This is a genomic window from Radiobacillus deserti (assembly GCF_007301515.1).
Lineage (GTDB): Bacteria > Bacillota > Bacilli > Bacillales > Amphibacillaceae > Radiobacillus > Radiobacillus deserti.
Genome location: NZ_CP041666.1, coordinates 1,923,041 through 1,942,784 on the forward strand (window position 1 = coordinate 1,923,041; position 19,744 = coordinate 1,942,784).

22 protein-coding genes and 1 pseudogene are annotated in these 19,744 nt (G+C 39.4%); 5 read left to right on the top strand and 18 right to left on the bottom strand.

What is annotated here, in order from left to right; translation table 11 throughout:
* Positions 1 to 37: 37 nt before the first annotated feature.
* From fur to FN924_RS10225, 4 genes are all read right to left on the bottom strand, one after another.
* Positions 38 to 502 carry a ferric iron uptake transcriptional regulator gene (fur, locus tag FN924_RS10210; RefSeq protein WP_143894186.1) on the bottom strand — a complete coding sequence of 155 codons (465 nt, stop codon included), beginning with the start codon at positions 500 to 502 and terminating at the stop codon, positions 38 to 40.
* Between the two features lie 106 nt (positions 503 to 608).
* Positions 609 to 1,250 (bottom strand): stage II sporulation protein M, encoded by a 642-nt coding sequence (gene spoIIM / locus FN924_RS10215; protein ID WP_143894188.1) that lies wholly within the window; start codon positions 1,248 to 1,250, stop codon positions 609 to 611.
* An 83-nt stretch (positions 1,251 to 1,333) separates the two neighbouring features.
* The gene (locus tag FN924_RS10220; protein WP_143894190.1) at positions 1,334 to 2,497 is read right to left on the bottom strand and encodes an endonuclease Q family protein; all 1,164 of its coding nucleotides are present in this window, start codon (positions 2,495 to 2,497) and stop codon (positions 1,334 to 1,336) included.
* Entirely contained in the window at positions 2,494 to 3,042 is a 549-nt protein-coding gene (locus FN924_RS10225; RefSeq protein ID WP_143894192.1) for an NUDIX domain-containing protein, read from the bottom strand. Before FN924_RS10225 ends, FN924_RS10220 begins: the two co-directional genes overlap by 4 nt.
* Positions 3,043 to 3,217: 175 nt before the next feature.
* Between FN924_RS10225 and FN924_RS10230 the strand changes: the two genes are divergently transcribed.
* Entirely contained in the window at positions 3,218 to 4,123 is a 906-nt protein-coding gene (locus FN924_RS10230; RefSeq protein WP_143894194.1) for an aldo/keto reductase, read from the top strand.
* A gap of 62 nt (positions 4,124 to 4,185) precedes the next feature.
* Here FN924_RS10230 and FN924_RS10235 read toward each other — a convergent pair whose 3' ends face one another.
* From FN924_RS10235 to FN924_RS10255, 5 genes are all read right to left on the bottom strand, one after another.
* On the bottom strand, positions 4,186 to 4,362 hold the full coding sequence (locus FN924_RS10235) for a YqkE family protein (protein ID WP_228409421.1): 177 nt from the start codon (positions 4,360 to 4,362) through the stop codon (positions 4,186 to 4,188).
* Between the two features lie 55 nt (positions 4,363 to 4,417).
* The gene (locus FN924_RS19875) at positions 4,418 to 4,615 is read right to left on the bottom strand and encodes an iron-sulfur cluster biosynthesis family protein (protein WP_143894196.1); all 198 of its coding nucleotides are present in this window, start codon (positions 4,613 to 4,615) and stop codon (positions 4,418 to 4,420) included.
* On the bottom strand, positions 4,575 to 4,748 hold the full coding sequence (locus FN924_RS19545) for an iron-sulfur cluster biosynthesis family protein (protein ID WP_143894197.1): 174 nt from the start codon (positions 4,746 to 4,748) through the stop codon (positions 4,575 to 4,577). Before FN924_RS19545 ends, FN924_RS19875 begins: the two co-directional genes overlap by 41 nt.
* A gap of 173 nt (positions 4,749 to 4,921) precedes the next feature.
* Complete coding sequence (locus FN924_RS10250; RefSeq protein WP_323368601.1) at positions 4,922 to 5,554, bottom strand: SDR family NAD(P)-dependent oxidoreductase; 633 nt, start codon at positions 5,552 to 5,554, stop codon at positions 4,922 to 4,924.
* A 16-nt stretch (positions 5,555 to 5,570) separates the two neighbouring features.
* Positions 5,571 to 7,199, bottom strand: coding sequence for a M20/M25/M40 family metallo-hydrolase (locus FN924_RS10255; RefSeq protein ID WP_143894199.1), 1,629 nt, complete (start codon positions 7,197 to 7,199; stop codon positions 5,571 to 5,573).
* Between the two features lie 84 nt (positions 7,200 to 7,283).
* On the opposite strand from FN924_RS10255, the gene FN924_RS10260 reads away from it, so the two are divergent.
* Genes FN924_RS10260 through rnz form a run of 3 tightly spaced genes read left to right on the top strand, consistent with a single transcriptional unit; the run spans position 7,284 to position 9,981 of the window.
* Entirely contained in the window at positions 7,284 to 8,009 is a 726-nt protein-coding gene (locus FN924_RS10260; RefSeq protein WP_143894201.1) for a glycerophosphodiester phosphodiesterase, read from the top strand.
* Positions 8,010 to 8,035: 26 nt separating this feature from the next.
* On the top strand, positions 8,036 to 9,055 hold the full coding sequence (gene namA / locus FN924_RS10265) for an NADPH dehydrogenase NamA (protein ID WP_143894203.1): 1,020 nt from the start codon (positions 8,036 to 8,038) through the stop codon (positions 9,053 to 9,055).
* Positions 9,055 to 9,981, top strand: a complete 927-nt coding sequence (gene rnz / locus FN924_RS10270) for a ribonuclease Z (protein WP_143894205.1) — start codon at positions 9,055 to 9,057, stop codon at positions 9,979 to 9,981. The genes namA and rnz overlap by 1 nt, the downstream gene beginning before the upstream one ends.
* 24 nt (positions 9,982 to 10,005) lie before the next feature.
* On the opposite strand, the gene FN924_RS10275 is transcribed toward rnz, so the two are convergent.
* Complete coding sequence (locus FN924_RS10275) at positions 10,006 to 11,250, bottom strand: DNA polymerase IV (protein ID WP_143894207.1); 1,245 nt, start codon at positions 11,248 to 11,250, stop codon at positions 10,006 to 10,008.
* Positions 11,251 to 11,467: 217 nt separating this feature from the next.
* On the bottom strand, positions 11,468 to 12,592 hold the full coding sequence (locus tag FN924_RS10280; protein ID WP_143894209.1) for a M20/M25/M40 family metallo-hydrolase: 1,125 nt from the start codon (positions 12,590 to 12,592) through the stop codon (positions 11,468 to 11,470).
* A 133-nt stretch (positions 12,593 to 12,725) separates the two neighbouring features.
* On the opposite strand from FN924_RS10280, the gene prli42 reads away from it, so the two are divergent.
* On the top strand, positions 12,726 to 12,872 hold the full coding sequence (prli42, locus tag FN924_RS18870) for a stressosome-associated protein Prli42 (protein WP_158633983.1): 147 nt from the start codon (positions 12,726 to 12,728) through the stop codon (positions 12,870 to 12,872).
* A gap of 25 nt (positions 12,873 to 12,897) precedes the next feature.
* On the opposite strand, the gene FN924_RS10285 is transcribed toward prli42, so the two are convergent.
* The 7 genes and pseudogenes from FN924_RS10285 to lpdA all read right to left on the bottom strand — a co-directional run bounded on the left by FN924_RS10285 (position 12,898) and on the right by lpdA (position 19,743).
* Positions 12,898 to 13,413 carry a L,D-transpeptidase gene (locus tag FN924_RS10285; protein WP_143894212.1) on the bottom strand — a complete coding sequence of 172 codons (516 nt, stop codon included), beginning with the start codon at positions 13,411 to 13,413 and terminating at the stop codon, positions 12,898 to 12,900.
* A 91-nt stretch (positions 13,414 to 13,504) separates the two neighbouring features.
* Positions 13,505 to 14,455 (bottom strand): aromatic acid exporter family protein, encoded by a 951-nt coding sequence (locus FN924_RS10290; RefSeq protein ID WP_143894214.1) that lies wholly within the window; start codon positions 14,453 to 14,455, stop codon positions 13,505 to 13,507.
* A 70-nt stretch (positions 14,456 to 14,525) separates the two neighbouring features.
* Positions 14,526 to 14,957, bottom strand: a complete 432-nt coding sequence (locus tag FN924_RS10295; protein WP_143894216.1) for a BrxA/BrxB family bacilliredoxin — start codon at positions 14,955 to 14,957, stop codon at positions 14,526 to 14,528.
* Positions 14,958 to 15,033: 76 nt separating this feature from the next.
* Positions 15,034 to 16,285: pseudogene (locus FN924_RS10300) on the bottom strand (dihydrolipoamide acetyltransferase family protein).
* A gap of 12 nt (positions 16,286 to 16,297) precedes the next feature.
* Positions 16,298 to 17,281 carry an alpha-ketoacid dehydrogenase subunit beta gene (locus tag FN924_RS10305; protein WP_143894218.1) on the bottom strand — a complete coding sequence of 328 codons (984 nt, stop codon included), beginning with the start codon at positions 17,279 to 17,281 and terminating at the stop codon, positions 16,298 to 16,300.
* The gene (locus FN924_RS10310) at positions 17,281 to 18,288 is read right to left on the bottom strand and encodes a thiamine pyrophosphate-dependent dehydrogenase E1 component subunit alpha (RefSeq protein ID WP_143894220.1); all 1,008 of its coding nucleotides are present in this window, start codon (positions 18,286 to 18,288) and stop codon (positions 17,281 to 17,283) included. The genes FN924_RS10305 and FN924_RS10310 overlap by 1 nt, the downstream gene beginning before the upstream one ends.
* A gap of 30 nt (positions 18,289 to 18,318) precedes the next feature.
* Positions 18,319 to 19,743, bottom strand: a complete 1,425-nt coding sequence (lpdA, locus tag FN924_RS10315) for a dihydrolipoyl dehydrogenase (protein ID WP_143894222.1) — start codon at positions 19,741 to 19,743, stop codon at positions 18,319 to 18,321.
* Between the last annotated feature and the right edge of the window lies 1 nt (position 19,744).

Genomic DNA, 19,744 nt, shown 5'->3' on the forward strand with positions numbered 1-19,744 from the left:
TAAAAAAAGAACCTGGTTAACCAAGTTCTCGTTTCTTCTATTCTGATGAATCTTCTTCTTTATCTTTATCATGGCACTTTCTGCAGACCCCATGAAAGGTAAGACGATGATCTTTTACTAGAAAGCCCCACTCTTTTTGGACAATTTTTTCGACATCTTCTAGTAAATCTTCTACTATTTCTTCTACCGCTCCACATTCCATACAAACGAGATGATGATGAAAATGCGCAGCCCCTTCTTTTCGCAAATCGTATCGGGAAACTCCATCACCAAAGTTAATCTTGTCTACGATTTTCAATTCAGATAATAGCTCTAATGTTCGATATACTGTGGCCAGACCAATTTCTGGTGCCTTTTCTTTCACAAGTAGGTAAACATCTTCCGCACTGAGATGATCTTCCTCCCGCTCCAACAGAACACGAACTGTCGCCTCTCGTTGTGGGGTTAATTTATAGCTTTGTGCATGAAGCTGCTTTTTTATCCGATCAATTCTATGTTCCATATGTCCGGTCCCTCCTACTAACTCCAATCCTATTATAAGCAGACGCGGAACCGGTGTCAAAGTAAAATTATTATAAACTGTTATTTATAATGATTATAATTTAAGTTTAATTATTATAAATCCATTTAATGACAAGCTGCATCGCCTCATTTGCGACGAACGATTCAATTAATGATGCTACGCCTACTACTAAGAAAAGTGCGAAAAAGAACGTTCCATACCGCATAAATAACGGAAGTAACGGTTGATGTAGCTTTTGGGAGAATAACTTGCGAAGAAGATTAATGGAAAAGATCATCGCTAAGCTACCTGCAATCAAATAAACCGGAATGATTAGAAGGTTTTGAGGGGCAATGGATGCAGTTGCCAACAATAACCCTTTCCATCCCATCTGATTAACAAAAAAGCCGACGGAGAAACCGACTACGATTCCTTTAATAAATAATAAAATCCAAATGATTGGCATCCCAATAACCGATAAACCGAGAACAAATAAAAGCAATAAATATTTAATATGGTAGAACAAGCTGCTTACGAAAATATCCTGATTATTTACATCAGGGCCCTCAAGCATCTTTCCAAAAAAGCGATCTAAATAGAAAAACAAATCTTGTTTTTGAACAAAATTCATACTGTTTACAATAACAGCACCGAATATAATTCCAATTAGAAATAATATAATCATGAAAAAATAAACGGCTGCGTGGTCTTTTATATGGTCTGCTGATACGGTTCGTTTTTTGTACACGGATATCCCCCATTCTGGTTCGAATATTGCTTGTTACTAGAATCTATGAGGAATATCAAAAAAATAGACCAGTATTTATAGAATTAAGAAGATATGTTTACTTTACCATAAATTCCACCACCACCAGCCGAGATGGAAAGCTTTCCTTTCCGCATCTTCATAATGGCGTCTACAATTTTAGAAGAGGCTATCTCGTTTAATTCTTCTTCTGTTCTATAGTGAAGAATATCCATTTCTGTACCATATCGTTGCAAAAGCTTTTCCAATGTTTTCTTTCCTAGTGTAGGAATATATTCCAATGGGACTTGATAGAAGTATTCTGGCCTCTCAGGAGAGGTTGTTGCCGTTTTTAACTCCTCAATTCGATCAGACACCCCTTTAATCATTTTGGAAGTGCCACAACTACACGTATCTTCTGAGCTGCTTCTTTGTTTTAAGCATTGTCCACAAACGGTTTTATGGTATTTTCCAAGTAACGGGTTTAAACCAAAGTTCTTTACCACTCTTCTCCCGTTTACTTGATGTAAAGCCCATTCCAATTCTTTAAAGGAAGGATGATCCATATACATTTCTTGATACTCTCTAGCAATTTTAGCAAGAGAGTGAGCATCAGAATTTGATAGATACGTATAACGGTGGAGCTCCGCGATAGCATCCGCCATTTTCGTGTCAGCGCTAAGTCCTAGTTCAATCCCATCAATCAAATCCGGATCGAAAACTTCTGTTAATGAAGCTTCTACCCCTTTACCGTATAAGCTTTTAAATGGGGTAAATACATGAGCTGGTATGAATAATCCACCTAATTCCTTTACCTTAAACTGAAGCTCCTTTCCTGTCCCATAGAACCGTTGCGAACTAAGATGAATATTGGTCATTCTATAGGATAACCAGTTGGAGAACGTCTCCATCTTCTCTATCGTTGGTAGGAACGCTAAAACATGAATAGGACCGTTACAATGCTCATCATAAATTTCGATTTCCGAACCTAGTAATAGCGTAACGTCTTCAAATTGAATGCCTCCGTCCTTCTTCTCATATGCCATTCCTTTTTGAATCAGATCATGAATCTCCTTTAAAACTTCTGGTGAATGACAGTCAATGATCCCAATCATGTGTATCCCTTTATGCCGGCTTGATTCTTTTAGAATATTGCTTAGGGTTAACGACTTCGAACCAGTGATTTTCACTGCTTTGCCAAGCCAGTTCCTCCCTATGTGTATATGTAGATCAACAAAGTAGGAATTCATTTCATCCATCCTTGTGCTTTTACATATTGAATAGCAAATGCTGTTTTAGCATCTTGAATCTTATGTTCTTTTTCTAATTGTTCCGCTTCTTCTAATGAACATTCCATTACCTCTACAAACTCATCCTCATCTAAATCCTTCTGCACTTCCAGTCGACTCAAATTACGTGCCGCATATATATGAATGATTTCATCCGCAAAACCTGGTGACGTATAAAAAGAAGTGATAAACTCTAAATGATCGGATGTGTATCCCGTTTCCTCTTCTAGCTCCCTCTTTGCACATGTCATTGGTTCTTCACCTGGTTCTAGTTTACCGGCTGGAATTTCGATAATACTTTTTTCTAATGGCTTTCTAAACTGCTCTACCATTACGATGTTTTGATCTTTTGTAATCGCAATTATCGCAACAGCCCCTGGATGCTTCACAATCTCTCTTTTGGACGTTTTACCATCTGGAAGCTCTACTTCATCTACTTGAACGTTAATAATCTTCCCTTGAAAAATTGGTGTGGTGTGTATTGTTTTTTCTTCAAGCCTTTTCACGTTCCATTCCTCCTACTCGCTTCTTATTGCCAACTGGCATAAGTCATTTCTGATTCGGTCTCTACTTTTCTACACTACCCATGCTAATCTTAACATAGCCAACTTATGAATCAGATATGTTGTGATTGAACGGAAATCTTTTTACAATAAGAGAAAAGATAGAAAGGAGATTTCTATGAAAAAAAATCAATTAGGTACTTCTGAATTATTTGTTTCTGAAGTCGCATTAGGTTGTATGAGCTTAGGGACGGATGAACAAAAAGCAAAAGCTGTGATAGATGAAGCACTAGAACAAGGCATTAACTATTTAGATACCGCTGATTTGTATGACAAAGGATTAAATGAAGAAATAGTTGGAAAAGCAATAAAAGATAGAAGACAGGACATAGTCTTGGCAACAAAAGTCGGAAACCATTTAAAAGAAGATGGGACATGGTATTGGGATCCTTCGAAAGAATACATAAAAAACCAAGTGAAAGAAAGCTTACGAAGACTTGGAACAGACTATATTGACTTGTATCAGTTACATGGAGGGACGATAGAAGACCCAATCGATGAAACTATTGAAGCATTTGAAGAATTAACGAAAGAAGGCACCGTGCGTTATTACGGTATTTCCTCCATTCGCCCAAATGTAATTCGAACCTACGTAGAAAAATCGAATATCGTCAGTGTGATGATGCAATATAGCTTGTTAGATCGCCGTCCTGAGGAGGAAGTACTCGATTTACTCCATCAGCATTCCATTAGTGTTGTAGCACGTGGTCCAATGGGAAAAGGAATGCTGGCTAATCATGGAAAAGAAATCGTGCAAGCGAAAGGCCAAAAAGGCTACCTAGACTATTCCTATGACGAGTTGGTTGGGATTATTGAGGAATTGCAATCGTTTGACCAACCAGCCTCTTCTTTAGCAATACGATACGTGCTACATCACCCTGCGGTAGCAAGTGCTGTCTTTGGTGCAAGTTCTGTTGAACAGCTGGTGGAAAATCTAACGTATCAAGACATAAGAGTAACAGAAAACGAAGTTCAAAGGTTGCAACAAATAACGAAGCCAATTGTGTATCAACAGCACCGTTAATTAAAGAAGAAATCCGAACTTATTGGATTCTAAGTTCGGATTTCTAATCTTTGACTAACCAGTCACTTGAATTTTTGCCAATCTTGATCACTTTCTTCCAAAAGCTCTTCAAAGCTTTTATTGGCTTCTTTTCGTTTTCTTTCTTCAATTCTCTTTTTTCGAGCTTCTTCTTGTTCCATTTCTTGTTGTTTCGATAGTTCTTTTTTTTCTTTGCTGGAGTTTTTCAAGTATGCTTGCATTCAACGAATCCTTTAAGGACGGTTGACTTGAAGACTCCTGATTCTTTTTCCCCATTTAGATCTGAACCTCCATAAATAGAGAGTTTTTTGGAATAAACCCATTTAGCATTCCACTTGGACTATTTAATCGAAAGCGTTGGTTGTTATAGTCCAATGTCATATCTTGTTCTAGAAATACAGAATCCTTAGGATGAACAAAAACCGGGAACTCCTTACATGTAACGGCTGTTAATCGTTTTTGGATCAACGGCATTCAAGCGAATGGACGGAATACCATTAACTGCACAGCCGCAGTCATCTGTATCATAAACGATAACCAGCACTTCGTCTGACTGTTTATGAGATTGAATTTCGTTCAATGCGGTTTCTGTTAATGTTATTTGCATCGGTCATCCCCCCTACTTTCTATTGAATTGTTTCCGAAGTACTTTTTCAACAAGGCTTGGGAAAACTTGATAAAACCTACTTCCAACGTCCATCCACTTCGGCATATTTATTTCTCTTTTCTTGGAAAAAAGATGTGCAACTACTTTTTTTGCAACATTATCTGGATGCAACATCATATATTACTAACTGATTTCTGGTAGGTACCAGATGGATCTGCAACATGAAAGAAATTTGTTGCTACTGGACCTAAATTTACACTTGTTACATAGATGCCGTAATCTTCTACTTCGAGACGAAGTGCGTTCGAGAAACCGATAACCGCATGCTTTGTAGCTGCGTAAGATGCAGACTTTGGTGTGGAAATTTTCCCAGCCTGTGAAGCAATGTTCACAATATGTCCCGCACGGTTCGAGATGAAATGTGGAAGCAATTGCTGGATTCCTTGGATCAAAGCAAATACATTTAAACGAAACATGTTTTCCGTATCTTCCCATTTGGATTCTTCTTCTACTTTATCGAATATACCAAATCCAGCATTATTAATGATAGCATCAATCCTTGGCACATCAGAAATCATTTTATTCAGTGCCGATTTCCAAGCATTCAAATCTAGTAAATCTGCTTTATATATACGACAGTCGATTGAATATAACTCTTTCAGTTCTGTTTGGAGGTTGGTTAGCTTTTCTTCAGACCGTGCTGTTAATAAGAGATTCCCACCTTGACTAGCTATTTGATGGGCTAATCGTTCTCCTATCCCACTAGATGCCCCTGTTACAATAATCGTTTTATCTTTTAATGTCATACCTTCCTACTTCCTTTCAACTCTTACTATATCTAAAAAGTGACGCAATCGTTTTTTTTAGCAGGAATGGAAGCTTTTCAAAACTATACGTTAATTCCAAACGTTCCGTCCATTGATGAGGATCTTTTCCTAGTGGGCCAACGTTTAGAATAGGCATACTGATTTCTTTCATGATTTCTACCGGAAGTTCATACCCTTTACCTTGAATAGGTAAATCCTTCATTAATGGATCCAAAGACTGTGCTGTAGAGCTTGGTCCGATAAAACTTAAATCCGATAATCCAGGAAAGAATTCTACAGCTTCCAATTCCACATCGTATGACTCTTTTGCATATTGGGTAAGTTCCTTTACTACGATCTCAATCAATGGATCTTGATGAGAAGATACTGAAGGATAAAAAGGTGGACTGTAAAACAAGATAATCATTGGTGCTAAATCCTTACATAAGGAAGCCACATCTTGCACAAGTATAGTGGAGAAATCACGATCTCCTTGTGTCCGTTGGTTAACTAGTAAATCATGCCTTCTCTTTATTTCAGTCTCCCCATATCGGGCCTTAGCAATATCAATAAGCTCCTGATAAGTCATCACCTTAACCGAAAAAGTTGGTTTAGAAAATGCCGATGCATATTGGGCATAGCTTTCCACTTTCTGATTAAAATGCTGTTCAATGTTCTTAGCAGCTTCGGTTGCCGCATGCATTAATTTTTGGTTTATCTCCTCAACGGTTTGCTTTAAATATAAGAGATTATACATCGTTACGGCAGAAGTCGGAGTCTGAACAGAGTATTCTTCCTTCAAGTCACGTTGCATTAGACTAACTGGAGGTGGAGTAACCTCTTCTCCAACTGCTTCAATAAATGTCTCACTCAACTCGAGCTTTTGTGCTAAGTAGCTAATCATCAAGTTGGCATTAAGTCCAGCAAACGGTTCACCAACATGAGTCTCTTTTCCATAACAAAAGAACCCTGGCAATAGCTTACCAATCGATCCGGTATAAATATAATAGGAAGGATCACCTGGATATTTACTAAACATCGGTTCACCGTTTAAACAAGCGATATAACTTAGTGATTCTTTCCGCTTTATTTTCTGGAGTACAGGTAATGCGGTTATCATACCGTGGGAATTCACTTCTTCATCGGGGACAGTGACAAGAAGGAGATTCCCATCAAATTCACCCTGCATGGCCTGTTCTAGCATGGAAAGGTGTAAAGCCAAACCTGCCTTCATGTCCATTGTACCACGACCGAATATCCATTCGCCTTGTTCGAGATCTCGTTGAACAAGCGGCGGAAGCTCCTTCTTATTTTTAAGAAAAGCCTTCGTTAGTTCTTCTGGGTGAAAGGCTAGATTTCGGTATGGTCCGTAATCTTCAATACCAACAACATCGAAGTGACTGAGTAATACGACCGTGTTTTTGGAATTATTGTTCTTTACTAATGCTGTTAATAACTGTCGACCATCATGTAAGGGATGAAGTTCTAGATGCTCGGAATGCTGTTGAAAATATGGTAAAGTCTCTAAAAGGCTGTACACGTATTCTGGTAAATCAATTTCTGCTTCCGTTCCTGTAATGCTTGGATATTGTACAAGTGAATAGAGTAAATCCGTAAGTTCCTCTTTTGATTGCCATTTCTGCATCGGTCAAACATCCCCTTCCAAATTGACTTTTCTGTTAAAATGTACCACAATCAATGCAGGAAAGTAAGCTGAGAGGTGAAACGATTGACGACTAAAATTTTTGCTCATCGAGGAGCAAGTAAAGTTGCGCCGGAAAATACAATGGCCGCATTCAAGCTCGCCTATGACATGCATGCTGAAGGAATTGAAACAGATGTTCAATTAACGAAAGACAATATCCCTGTGCTCATTCACGATGAAAACGTACGTAGAACGACAAACGGAACCGGTTTCGTCCAAGACTACACATTAGAGGAGCTTAAACAATTAGATGCAGGGTCTTGGTTTTCCGAGAAATATGAAGGAGAAACAATCCCTACCTTAGATGAATTCCTTACTTGGATCCAGGATAAACCTTTACGATTAAATTTAGAACTAAAAAACAATGTGATTGATTACAAGGATTTAGAGAAAATTGTCTATGATCGACTGGTAGCTTTTGATTTAATTCCTCGAACCGTCATATCTAGTTTTAGTTCCGAAAGTATTAAACGATTTAAAGAGATTTCTAGCGACTTAGCTACAGCTTGGTTAACTTCTAATAAAATTCGTTTTCTGATACCGTTTACGAAAAGCTTAGGTGCAAACCGACTTCATGCTAAATATACTTTATTAAACAAGCGTCTCGTAAAAAAATGTCATCAAAACGATTTAGAACTGGCTATCTATACCGTAAATCGTCCGAATCAAATGAATCGGTGCTTTCAATTAGGTTGTGATACAATTTTTACAGATGTTCCTGACATTGCACTACTAGAAAGGAACAAATAATTAATTGGTAGAAGGATGAAGATACATTGGTAACAAAACTATTTAGTCCCATTACCTTTAAAGACGTTACATTAAAAAATAGAATTGTCATGTCCCCGATGTGCATGTATGCTTGTGAACCAGAAGACGGTACGATACAACCGTTCCATGTGACACACTATGAATCGAGAGCTATTGGTCAAGCTGGATTAGTAATGTTAGAAGCAACAGCTGTTCAACCTGAAGGTCGAATCAGCTCTCGTGATTTAGGGATCTGGGATGATAATCATATAGAAGGCCTAGCAATGGTTAATGAGCGGATACATGCTCATCAAGCGAAGAGTGCGATTCAGCTAGCACATGCTGGAAGGAAGGCGACTATTTCCGGTGACATATTCGCCCCAAGCGCTATACCTTTTAACGAACAATACCAAACACCTAAAGAAATGTCTAAAGAGCACATTACGGAAACCGTGCAAGCATTCAAGAATGCGGCAGTCCGTTCAAAAAAAGCTGGCTTCGACATTATAGAGATTCATGGAGCACATGGATACCTTATTAATCAGTTTCTCTCCCCACTTACGAATCAACGTAACGACGTATATGGTGGCACACGAGAAAATCGATTTCGCTTCTTAAAAGAAATTATAGAAGAGGTAAACACCGTGTGGGAAGGTCCAATCTTTGTTCGTTTATCCGTTAATGAATATGATCCAAACGGAAATCAGATGGAAGACTTTATTTACTTCTCTTCCGAGTTAATAAAACAAAACGTAGCTCTTATAGACTGCAGCTCAGGTGGTGTGATTCCCGCACCTGTAAAAGCTTATCCAGGCTACCAAGTTCCTCTAGCAGAAACAATAAAGCAACAAACACCGATTTATACAGGAGCCGTTGGACTTATTACGACCGGAATTCAAGCAGAAGAAATTTTGCAAAATAACCGTGCAGATCTTATTTTTCTAGCCCGCGTCCTTTTGCGTAATCCATATTGGGCAAAACAAGCTGCCGATGAACTTAAGGTGGAGCTAAACGCCCCTATTCCATACGAACGAGGTTGGAAATAATGGATATACGCTTTTTAGGAACCGGGGCAGGTCTCCCTTCCAAACAACGTAATGTCACGTCTATCGCTTTAGAACTCCTTCCTGAGAATGGTTCTGTTTGGCTGTTTGATTGTGGAGAAGCTACGCAGCATCAGATTCTACATACAAATATAAAACCAAGAAAAATCAATAAAATATTTATTACCCATCTGCATGGCGACCACATATTCGGTTTACCAGGATTATTGAGCAGTCGGTCATTTCAAGATGGGCATACTCCTCTTACCATTTATGGACCAACTGGTGTGAAAGAATATGTAGAAACAAGTTTAGCCATAAGTCAAACGAAGCTCCGTTATCCACTATACGTGGAGGAACTAACGGAAGGTGTACTATTTGAGGATGAACAATTCACGGTAAGCTGTAAGCTAGTGGAGCATGGTATCCCTAGCTATGGATTTACCGTTCAAGAAAAAGATAAGCCGGGTCAGCTTCAACCGGAAAAATTGCGTGCATGTGGATTTCCACCAGGACCTCTCTATCAACAGATAAAGCAAAATGAGTCGATAACGTTAGAAAATGGAGAGGTTCTTTATCGAAAAGATTTCATAGGTCCCGATATTCCTGGAAGAAAAGTCAGTATTATCGGGGATACTAGATATGTAGAGGAGTTGGCTTCATTTGTCGAGCATTCCGATGTTCTTGTTCATGAAGCGACCTTTTCAAACGATGATGAGCAGCACGCATATGATTATTTCCATTCCACTACTATGCAAGCAGCTAAACTGGCACAGAATGCAAATGTAACAAAACTTGTGTTAACCCATATTTCTTCACGATATCAAGAAACGGACAGCTTGCTTAATGAAGCTAAATCTATTTTTCAAGCTACGGAAATAGCACATGACTTTTCTGTCTTTTCTGTTCGGGAAAACAAAAACACCTAACCTCTTTTTTGAGTGGTTAGGTGTTTATTTCTGGTAATCATCCAAAAAGTCTTTTTGAAAGCTTGTTTTTGGCTGATGTCCGTCTTCAATATGGATTGCTTGAAACGGGTTTTTTCCGTATTTTTCCGTTAGTTTATCTATCGCTTGGTATAGTCCTTCCTTACTCGCTTCTTGTTCATACGTAAATAAATCTAACTGATGAACAACTTCCTTTCTCTCCGCTACATCCTGGAGAGTTACACCTAAAAGTCGTACTGGTTCCCCACTCCAGTTTTTCTCGAAAAGATCCATACTTATGTTAAAAATATCGTCCTCTTTCGAAATGAAATCAGGTAACTTCATGCTTCTCGTCACCGTTTTACGATCATAATAACGAATTGTAATTTGTACAGTTTGTCCTAAGGCTTGCTTTCGATTTAACCTTCTTTCCACATTTCGAGACAGCTTACGGAACAGCTTTTTAATTTCGTCATCTTCAACTGTATCATGTGGAAGTGTTTCAGAACTACCAATGCTTTTGAATTCATGAATTGCATCAGGATCAACCGGACTTGGATCAATTCCATTTGCACGATTTTTTAGTCGCTCCCCATTAACTCCTAGGAGACTTTTTAGTTGATATGTGTCCATTCGAACTAAATCACCGATCGTATTCACATCAATTAGCCTTAACTTTTCTGCAGTTTTGGATCCAACACCGTACATTTCACCAATGGGTAACGGCCATAGCTTCGATGGTAAATCCCGTTTTCGCAATACTGTAATTCCCATAGGCTTCTTCATATCGGAAGCCATTTTCGCCAAAAATTTGTTGGGAGCAATCCCAATACTGCAAGGCAGGTCCAGCTCTTTGTTAACTCGGCTTTGTATCGATTCTGCAATGTCCAGCGGTGAACCTTGGTCTTCACATTCTGTGACATCCATATATCCTTCGTCTATGGAAACCGGCTGGATATACGGAGTGACGTCTGAAAGGATTTTAAAAATTTCTTTGGAGGCTCTTCGGTATCGGTCAAAATTGGGTCGCATCACTATTAGGTCAGGACACAGCTTACGGGCCTCCCATAGTGGCATCGTCGTTTTAACACCTTTTTTACGTGCTTCATAACTACTCGTTACCACAATTCCACGACGTTCTTCGGGGTTCCCTGCAATCGCTAGAGGTTTGCCTTTTAACGATGGATCGTACGCCGCTTCAACCGATGCATAGAAGCTGTTCATGTCGACGTGAAAAATGACTCGCCCACTTTTTGGATACCACTTTGACAACCTGATCGCCTCCTTTCTAGAACACTAGTTCCTACTAGTATAGCATACATCCCTTATATAGGTCTGATATAAGATCTTCTATAACTAGAAAGAAAGCTAACCTCAATGAACTTTTGAGTCAGCTTTCTTTAGCATCTAGTATTTCATCCATCTTGTTTATTGTCCTCTCCATGGACGAAGGATGATTCGGATGAGTTCTTCAGATTTACAGAGTTAGTTAGGATTTCTGAACTTCTTGTGTAATCGCGACAATCAATTCAGCCATTTTCACTAATTCTGATATTGGCATTTTTTCATTCGTTGTATGAATCTCTTCATAACCGACTGCAAGGTTAACCGTTGGAATGCCGTGGCCAGCAATGACATTTGCATCACTTCCTCCACCACTTTTTAGCAGTTGGCTTTCCCTTCCGATTTTCTTAGCCGCCTTTTGAGCGGTTTGTACGACGAGATCCTCTGGTCCGCGTTTATACCCTGGGTACATGACCTTAATATCAAGATCAACAGAGCCTCCCATTTCTTCAGCTGCTTCCTCAAACGCTCGTTTCATTTTCTCCACTTGCGCTTCCATTTTTGAAGTTTCTAAGGAACGTGCTTCTGCAAGGATTTCCACGTAATCACATACAATATTTGTTTGTGATCCACCTTCGAACCTACCGATGTTTGCCGTAGTTTCGTCATCAATTCTACCTAATGGCATTTTTGAAATAGCTTTAGAAGCTATTGTTATAGCGGAGACCCCTTTTTCTGGTGCAACACCGGCATGTGCCGTTTTTCCTTTTACTTTGGCAAGGATTTTTGCTTGGGTTGGAGCCGCGACAATAATATTCCCAACATGACCGTCACTATCTATCGCATACCCATACTTTGCATAAAGTCTGCTGACATCCAATTCTTTTGCCCCAACTAATCCTGACTCTTCCCCTGCAGTTATGACGATTTGAATGTCTCCATGTTCTAGATTTTGTTCTTTAAGCAATCGAATTGCCTCGAGAATGGCAGCAATTCCTGCTTTATCATCTGCTCCCAGTATGGTTGTTCCATCCGTTAATATGTATCCATCCTTTATGGAAGGTTTTATGGAAGTCCCCGGTACGACAGTGTCCATGTGTGATGTGAAATAAATAGAATCCACATCTTTGTTGCCTTTTAATGTACAGATAAGGTTTCCAGCACCATGTCCTGTTTTTTCTTTACTGTTATCTTCATACACATCTAATCCTAATGCTGAAAATTTTTCCTTAAGCACTTCCGCAATTTGTGCCTCGTGTTTCGTTTCAGAGTCTACTTGCACAAGCTCCAAAAATTCTTTTACAATACGATCTTCATTAACTTGAATCATAAACGTTCCTCCTTCATCATTTACGTTAGCGAATCCTTCCCCCTATGTCAATTTACCAACAGAAGATGACTTGTCCAATCGTTATTTTCCATGTACAATAATTTTAGCAACAGGTTGAAGGGGGCGTTTTTTAATGGCGAATAAGAATGTTGTCAAACATCAAAACCAACCTAGAAAGCTATCTAAGCGGGAAAGAAGAATGAAAGTCATCATTTATATCATGATTATCGCAATGATTTTATCTTCACTATCTGCTGGATTAGCTCTATTTATTTCATAGCACCTAAAAAAGCTGAAGTATTTATTCAGCTTTTTTTGATGGCATTATACGCTACAGCTAACGTCCAAAAATCTTTTTCTGATGTTACAATCAATACTTTTGTCCCTATCGGAACCTTGGCAAATAGTTGTTCTACACTTTTGTTTTGCATTCTAATACAACCAGCAGAAACATTCTTCCCAATCGAATCTGGTCGGTTGGTTCCATGAATTCCATATGTTCGACCGTCTGTATCTTCCGCATCAAATCCAATCCACCTAGAACCTAATGGATTGTTTTGATCCCCACCTGGTATATTCTTTTTTCTATAATAAGGATCTACGGCTTTTATTAGTACTGTGTGTAATCCTTCTGGTGTTAAGGAATTCGTTGCACCAGTTGCTACTGGATAAATTTGTTCGATTTGATTATTATCTACAAAAGCTAATTGATTAGATTGTTTATTAATAATGATAAAAGGAGCACCCGGTGTTGGATTCTCACCAAATGGCCATAAAGGACTCAGAACCATGACTAAACTTAGAAAAATGCTCCGAATCATATTACCCACTCCTTTTTACTCCATACTATTCCCTAATCAAAGGAATACTACTTCACATGAGTACAAGTAAGTAAAGGTATATTTGGCAAGTTTACACATCACTCTTTTTAAAATATCTTTTAATGATTAGATACTGCTCCATTTCATACATAAGGCGAAACAGGGTAGCTCTTGCTTCAAATTCTTCCCTTGTTTTCGGTAATTCATCTTCGGAAAAGGTTCTCTTTAATTGTTTCATCGCTTCTAAGTGACGTGTTGCGGTATTCCCCGGATGCACAGATTCTGATAACGATTCAAAAAAATCTGCTAACCGGTAGCACTGGTCGTATCCTACTTGAATTTGACTAACTAATGGTAACATACGTTTTAGCAAATCAAACTGTTTGCGTCGCATCTTAAAATAGTCTGAATAAGGGTGACTCCCACGAAATATATGATTTTCTACATCTCGAGCTACGAGTCTTTCTGATTTATTAAGTAGTTCATCTGTAGCGATGATTTCTCTACCTGTCCACGTTTGGGTGCCTTCACGTAAATATACAGAAATTTCATAGAGAATGGATTTAAAGTTATCTTCTAATTGTTGCTGCGTGTTTTTTAACGTATCATCTAAACTTGGCATATAAAGATTTAACAACAACGCAACACCAATCCCAATGCCTATGATCCCCAATTCATTTACAATCAATGGAAAATCTATAACCCCCGCACTATATAAATGTAAAAGAATAACGGAACTGGAAGCGATGCCTGACGTAATTTTAAATTTAACGGTAACAGGAATAAATAAGATTAAAAGAAGTCCAATCGTAATAGGATGATAACCGATTAGTCCAAAAAGAATACAGGCAAATAAAATTGCCAGCAAGCACGCTGCAATACGATGTCCTGAACTAATAAACGAACGCTTTCTTGTAGATTGAATACAAAGAATGGTTAGAATCCCCGCGGATACATAATTGTCTAGTTGAAACAATTCTGCGATCCAAATAGATACTGGTGTGCCGATTGCTGTTTTTAACGTACGATAACCGATTTTCACGATGAACTCCTTATCACATCAAGTAGTCTTATTAAAAAACCCTTGTTACTATTGCAACAAGGGTTATAGATTAAACTTCTTCACAGTGTTGATCAAACAACGCTTGTAGTTTCGTTACCACGTCAACAGGAGAAAATCCTTCAATATCATGGCGTTCTACCATGGATATAATTTTCCCATCTTTTAATAATGCAAAAGATGGCGAAGAAGGTGGATAACCTTCAAAGTATTCCCTTGCACGCTCCGTCGCGTCCTTATCCTGTCCAGCGAACACTGTGACTAAATGGTCAGGACGCTTATCGTAATGAATCGCATGTGCAGCAGCAGGACGAGCTACTCCACCCGCACAGCCACAAGTAGAATTCACCATGACTAATGTAGTCCCTTTTTCATTCAACGCTCGATCTACTTCCTCTGGTGACGTTAGTTCCTTATATCCCGCTTGTGTTAAGTCTTCTCTGGCAGATTGCACAATGTCATGCATGTACAAATTAAAATCCATGCCTTTCAGCTCCTCCGTATAGGTCTTTTCCCCCTAATAGTAACAGGAACATTAGTTGGATTCAATTTAATTGAACTTAATAAATTGGGGTATTATCCATACTCGTTTGTTCCAAGAGCTCTTTTACTCGAGCAAGAAACTGACCACAAATCAGTCCATCCAACACGCGGTGATCAAGAGAAAGACATAAATTCACCATATCGCGAGCAGCAAACATGTCATTAATAATGACAGGTCTTTTCACAATAGACTCAACCTGCAAAATTGCAGCTTGAGGGTGATTAATAACTCCCATGGACTGAACGGAACCGAATGAGCCTGTGTTATTCACCGTAAAGGTACCGCCTTCCATGTCCTTCGCTGTTAAAGAACCAGTTCTAGCTTTATCCGCTAATTGATGAATGTCCTTCGCAATCCCTTTGATGCTTTTTTCATCAGCATTTTTGATAACAGGAACGAATAGTTCCTGTCCTTTAGCCACTGCAATAGAGATGTTAATCTCTTTTCGTTGTATGATCTTATCGCCAGCCCAAGAACTGTTCAATTGTGGAAATTCTTTTAATGCTGTAGAGATTGCTTTAACAAAGAAAGCAAAAAACGTTAGGTTGAATCCTTCTTCTTTTTTAAACTTATCCTTCATACTGTTTCGATAGCTTACTAAATCAGTCACATCCACCTCCACCATCATCCAAGCATGTGGAATTTCCGTTTTAGAGGTTACCATGTTTTTCGCTATGGCCTTTCGAACTCCTGTTACCGGAATTTCTATATCTCCAGGTAAAGCTGAAGCGGTTGAACTAGGCTGTGCTTTCTGCTCGGTTGAGACAGTAGATGCTTCTGCTTCCTGTTTTACTGATGAAGCAGAAACGCCGCCTTCCGCGATGACTTTTTCGATATCTTTTCGAGTAATTCTACCACCACGCCCCGTACCAATTACTTGTTCTAATGGAATGTTATGTTCCTGTGATAGCTTAAGCACAGCTGGAGAGTATCTCATCTTCATCGAAGAGTCTTGACTAGTCTGTTCAGGTGCATTTTCCTCCGTTGCAGTAGAGGTCTCTGATTGCACTTCTGTCTCTTGATTTCCTTCAATTTCGATATAGCACATGAGTTCTCCTACTGATAGTGTATCTCCTTCTGCTGCCACTAGCTCTTTAATTGTTCCGGTGAAAGACGAAGGGACTTCAGCGTTTACTTTATCTGTCATGACCTCTGCAATCGGATCATATTTATTTACGTGATCGCCTACTTTTACTAACCAAGTGTTTGATCGTTCCTTCTGTAACACTTTCTCCTAGTTGCGGCATATTAATTTTTTCAGTTGCCATCATACCCCTCCTTTAAAATTCAGCTAGGTCCCGAATGGCTTGTTCTACTTTGTCCGGGTTTACCATAAATCTCTTTTCCATTGTAGGTGCGTATGGCATTGCAGGCACATTTGGTCCGGCTAGACGTTTAATCGGAGCGTCTAGGTCAAACAAGCAGTGTTCACTTATAATCGCTGCCACTTCTCCTATAATACTTCCTTCTAACGTATCCTCGGTCACAAGTAGTACTTTTCCTGTTTTGGAAGCCGCTTCAATGATTGCTTCTTGATCAAGAGGATAAATGGTACGTAGATCTAGAATGTGAACATCTATTCCTTCACTTGCTAATTTTTCAGCAGCCTGTAAGGCAAAGTGAACGCACAATCCATATGTAATAACCGTTACATCAGAGCCTTCTCGCTTCACATCTGCTTTTCCAATCGGAAGTGTATAATCTTCTTCCGGTACTTCTCCCTTGATTAGTCTGTAAGCACGTTTATGTTCAAAGAAAAGGACAGGATCATCATCACGAATAGCTGCCTTTAATAGTCCTTTGACATCATAAGGAGTGGATGGCATTACAATTTTCAACCCTGGCTGATTCGCAAAAATCGCTTCTACGGATTGGGAATGATACAATGCACCGTGTACTCCTCCACCATAGGGAGCACGAATAGTAATCGGGCAATGCCAATCATTGTTACTTCGATAACGAATTTTTGCCGCTTCTGAAATGATTTGATTGATAGCTGGCATGATGAAATCGGCGAATTGCATTTCTGCAACTGGTCGCATTCCGTACATCGCTGCACCAATTCCTACACCTGCGATCGCTGATTCTGCTAACGGTGTATCTAACACCCTCGCATCACCAAATTGTTCATAAAGGCCTTCGGTCGCACGAAAAACTCCTCCACGTTTTCCAACATCTTCTCCTAGTACAAACACCTTTTCATCTCGTTCCATTTCTTCACGCATTGCTTGGGTGACAGCTTGTATATAGGATAAAACTGGCATTATCGTTCTCCCCCTTGCTCACCGTAAACAAAATCATACAACGTATCCGCATCTGGATAGGATGCTTGCTCGGCATAGTCAGTAGCTTCATTGACTTGTGTCATAATTCTTTTTTCTAGCTCTTCTTGCTTTTCATCCGTTAACAAGCCAATTTCTCTTAAATACGTAGCAAACGTACGTAACGAATCTTTTTGCTTCGCTTCTTCTACTTCTTCTTGATCTCGATAGTGACGATCATCATCATCACTAGAATGAGGTGTTAATCGATAGGACACTGCTTCAATTAAGGTTGGACCTTCTCCATTTCGCGCTCGGTCTGCCGCTTCTTTTACAACACGATAGACTTCTAACGGATCATTTCCATCCACAGTATAACCCGGCATCCCGTAGCCAATTGCACGATCTGATACCTTTTCACACGCAAGTTGGCGGTCAACCGGCACAGATATCGCATACTTGTTATTTTCCACTAAAAAAATGACAGGTAATTTATGAACCCCTGCGAAGTTTGCTCCTTCGTGGAAATCACCTTGATTAGAAGATCCTTCTCCAAGTGTGACAAAACTTACGAAATCTTTCTTTTCCATTTTTCCGCCTAAAGCTACGCCAACTGCGTGCGGAACTTGCGTAGTAACAGGAGAAGACCCTGTCACTATACGATTCTTTTTCTGACCAAAGTGTCCAGGCATTTGACGACCACCTGAGTTTGGATCCTCAGCCTTAGCAAAGCCAGATAACATAAGCTCCGTTGCAGTCATCCCGAAGGCTAAAACAACCCCCATATCCCGATAATAAGGCAACACGTAGTCCTTATTTCGATCTAAGGCATAGGCTGCCCCAACTTGGGTAGCTTCTTGACCTTGACACGAAATAACAAACGGAATTTTACCCGCACGGTTTAAAAGCCACATCCGTTCATCAATCTTTCTTGCGAGTAACATCGTTTCATACATATTCATCACATCTTCATCTGTTAAACCTAGCGCCTGATGCTTGTTGTCTGTCATACTTCTCCCTCCTTCGTTTCGAACCAGAAACTATCCATGTATTTGTTTCCCATCCACTGCTAATGCAGCCTCCCCAAAAATTTCGGACAAGGTAGGGTGTGGATGAATCGTTTCTCCTACTTCCCACGGAGTAGCATCTAGTACCATAGCTAAACCAGCTTCTGAAATCATGTCTGTTACATGTGGGCCAATCAAATGAATTCCTAATATGTCATTTGTTTGTTTATCCGCAATAATCTTAGCGAAACCATCCGTTTCCCCATAAACAAGTGCTTTTCCAATTGCTTGGAAAGGCATTTTACCTACTTTAATATCAAAGCCTCTTTCTTTAGCTTGTTCTTCTGTGATTCCCACACTTGCCGCTTCTGGATGACTATAAATACAGGAAGGTACATTATCATATTGAATTGGAAACGGTTTTTCACCGGCTATATGTTCAACTGCTACAATTCCTTCATGGGACGCAACATGCGCTAGCTGCATACCACCAATGACGTCCCCAATAGCGTATATGTGAGACTCTTTTGTTTGGTACATCTCATTCGTTTGGATAAATCCTTGTTCTGTTTTTTGTATATCTGTATTTTCTAAGCCAATATTTTCTGTATTAGGGACTCTCCCAATAGAAATGAGAATGCCGTCCGCTACAAAACTTTCTGTATTCCCGTTTATATCCGCCTCTACTTGAACTTGACTATCTGTTTGTAAGGTGTCTGCTAAGAGATTCGCATTCGTTAAGATATTGATGCCTTTTTTCTTGAGTTGTTTGTGCATTTCCTTCGCAATCTCATGATCCTCTGTCGGAAGAATTCTTGAACCATATTCAAGGACCGTTACCTCTACGCCAAAATCAGCAAGCATAGACGCCCATTCTATCCCAATAACACCACCACCTAGCACGATTAATGAGGCAGGCAATGCCTCTAGCTGTAAGATGTCATCCGACGTCATAATTTTTTTACAATCCACTTCTAAGCCAGGTAACGTTCTTGGGTGTGATCCCGTTGAAATGAGAACATTTTTCGGAATTAACATATCGTTCTCATCACCATTTTCATATTCAACAGATATTGTTCCAGCAGTTGGCGAAAAAATAGATGGTCCTAATATCCTGCCGTATCCTTCATACACATCGATTTTCCCTTTCTTCATTAAACCTTGAACTCCACGGTGCAGCGTCTCGATAATAGAAGATTTTCTACTCTGAACCTTTTCAAAATTAAGAGTTGGTTCATCTGATATAACACCAAAGTCACTTGCTTCTTTGGTCTGTCTAAATACTTCCGCACTTCTAAGTAATGCTTTAGAAGGGATACATCCTTTATGTAAACAGGTTCCACCTAGCTTTTCTTTTTCCACGATAGCAGTTTTTAGACCGAGCTGAGAGGCGCGGATTGCTGCAACGTACCCACCAGTCCCACCGCCAAGTATAACGAGATCATAATCTTTTGCCATT

Coding starts and splice junctions, on each gene's coding strand:
- FN924_RS10250 (WP_323368601.1), bottom strand. CDS start 5,554: ATGACATTAAAAGATAAAACGATTATTGTAACAGGGGCATCTAGTGGG.
- FN924_RS10285 (WP_143894212.1), bottom strand. CDS start 13,413: ATGATTCGGAGCATTTTTCTAAGTTTAGTCATGGTTCTGAGTCCTTTA.
- FN924_RS10230 (WP_143894194.1), top strand. CDS start 3,218: ATGAAAAAAAATCAATTAGGTACTTCTGAATTATTTGTTTCTGAAGTC.
- FN924_RS10295 (WP_143894216.1), bottom strand. CDS start 14,957: ATGGATTTTAATTTGTACATGCATGACATTGTGCAATCTGCCAGAGAA.
- FN924_RS10220 (WP_143894190.1), bottom strand. CDS start 2,497: ATGAATTCCTACTTTGTTGATCTACATATACACATAGGGAGGAACTGG.
- FN924_RS10280 (WP_143894209.1), bottom strand. CDS start 12,592: ATGATTCAAGTTAATGAAGATCGTATTGTAAAAGAATTTTTGGAGCTT.
- FN924_RS19545 (WP_143894197.1), bottom strand. CDS start 4,748: ATGCAAATAACATTAACAGAAACCGCATTGAACGAAATTCAATCTCAT.
- FN924_RS19875 (WP_143894196.1), bottom strand. CDS start 4,615: ATGCCGTTGATCCAAAAACGATTAACAGCCGTTACATGTAAGGAGTTC.
- lpdA (WP_143894222.1), bottom strand. CDS start 19,743: ATGGCAAAAGATTATGATCTCGTTATACTTGGCGGTGGGACTGGTGGG.
- fur (WP_143894186.1), bottom strand. CDS start 502: ATGGAACATAGAATTGATCGGATAAAAAAGCAGCTTCATGCACAAAGC.
- FN924_RS10235 (WP_228409421.1), bottom strand. CDS start 4,362: ATGCAAGCATACTTGAAAAACTCCAGCAAAGAAAAAAAAGAACTATCG.
- FN924_RS10310 (WP_143894220.1), bottom strand. CDS start 18,288: ATGACAGACAACAAGCATCAGGCGCTAGGTTTAACAGATGAAGATGTG.
- rnz (WP_143894205.1), top strand. CDS start 9,055: ATGGATATACGCTTTTTAGGAACCGGGGCAGGTCTCCCTTCCAAACAA.
- FN924_RS10305 (WP_143894218.1), bottom strand. CDS start 17,281: ATGCCAGTTTTATCCTATATACAAGCTGTCACCCAAGCAATGCGTGAA.
- FN924_RS10255 (WP_143894199.1), bottom strand. CDS start 7,199: ATGCAGAAATGGCAATCAAAAGAGGAACTTACGGATTTACTCTATTCA.
- prli42 (WP_158633983.1), top strand. CDS start 12,726: ATGGCGAATAAGAATGTTGTCAAACATCAAAACCAACCTAGAAAGCTA.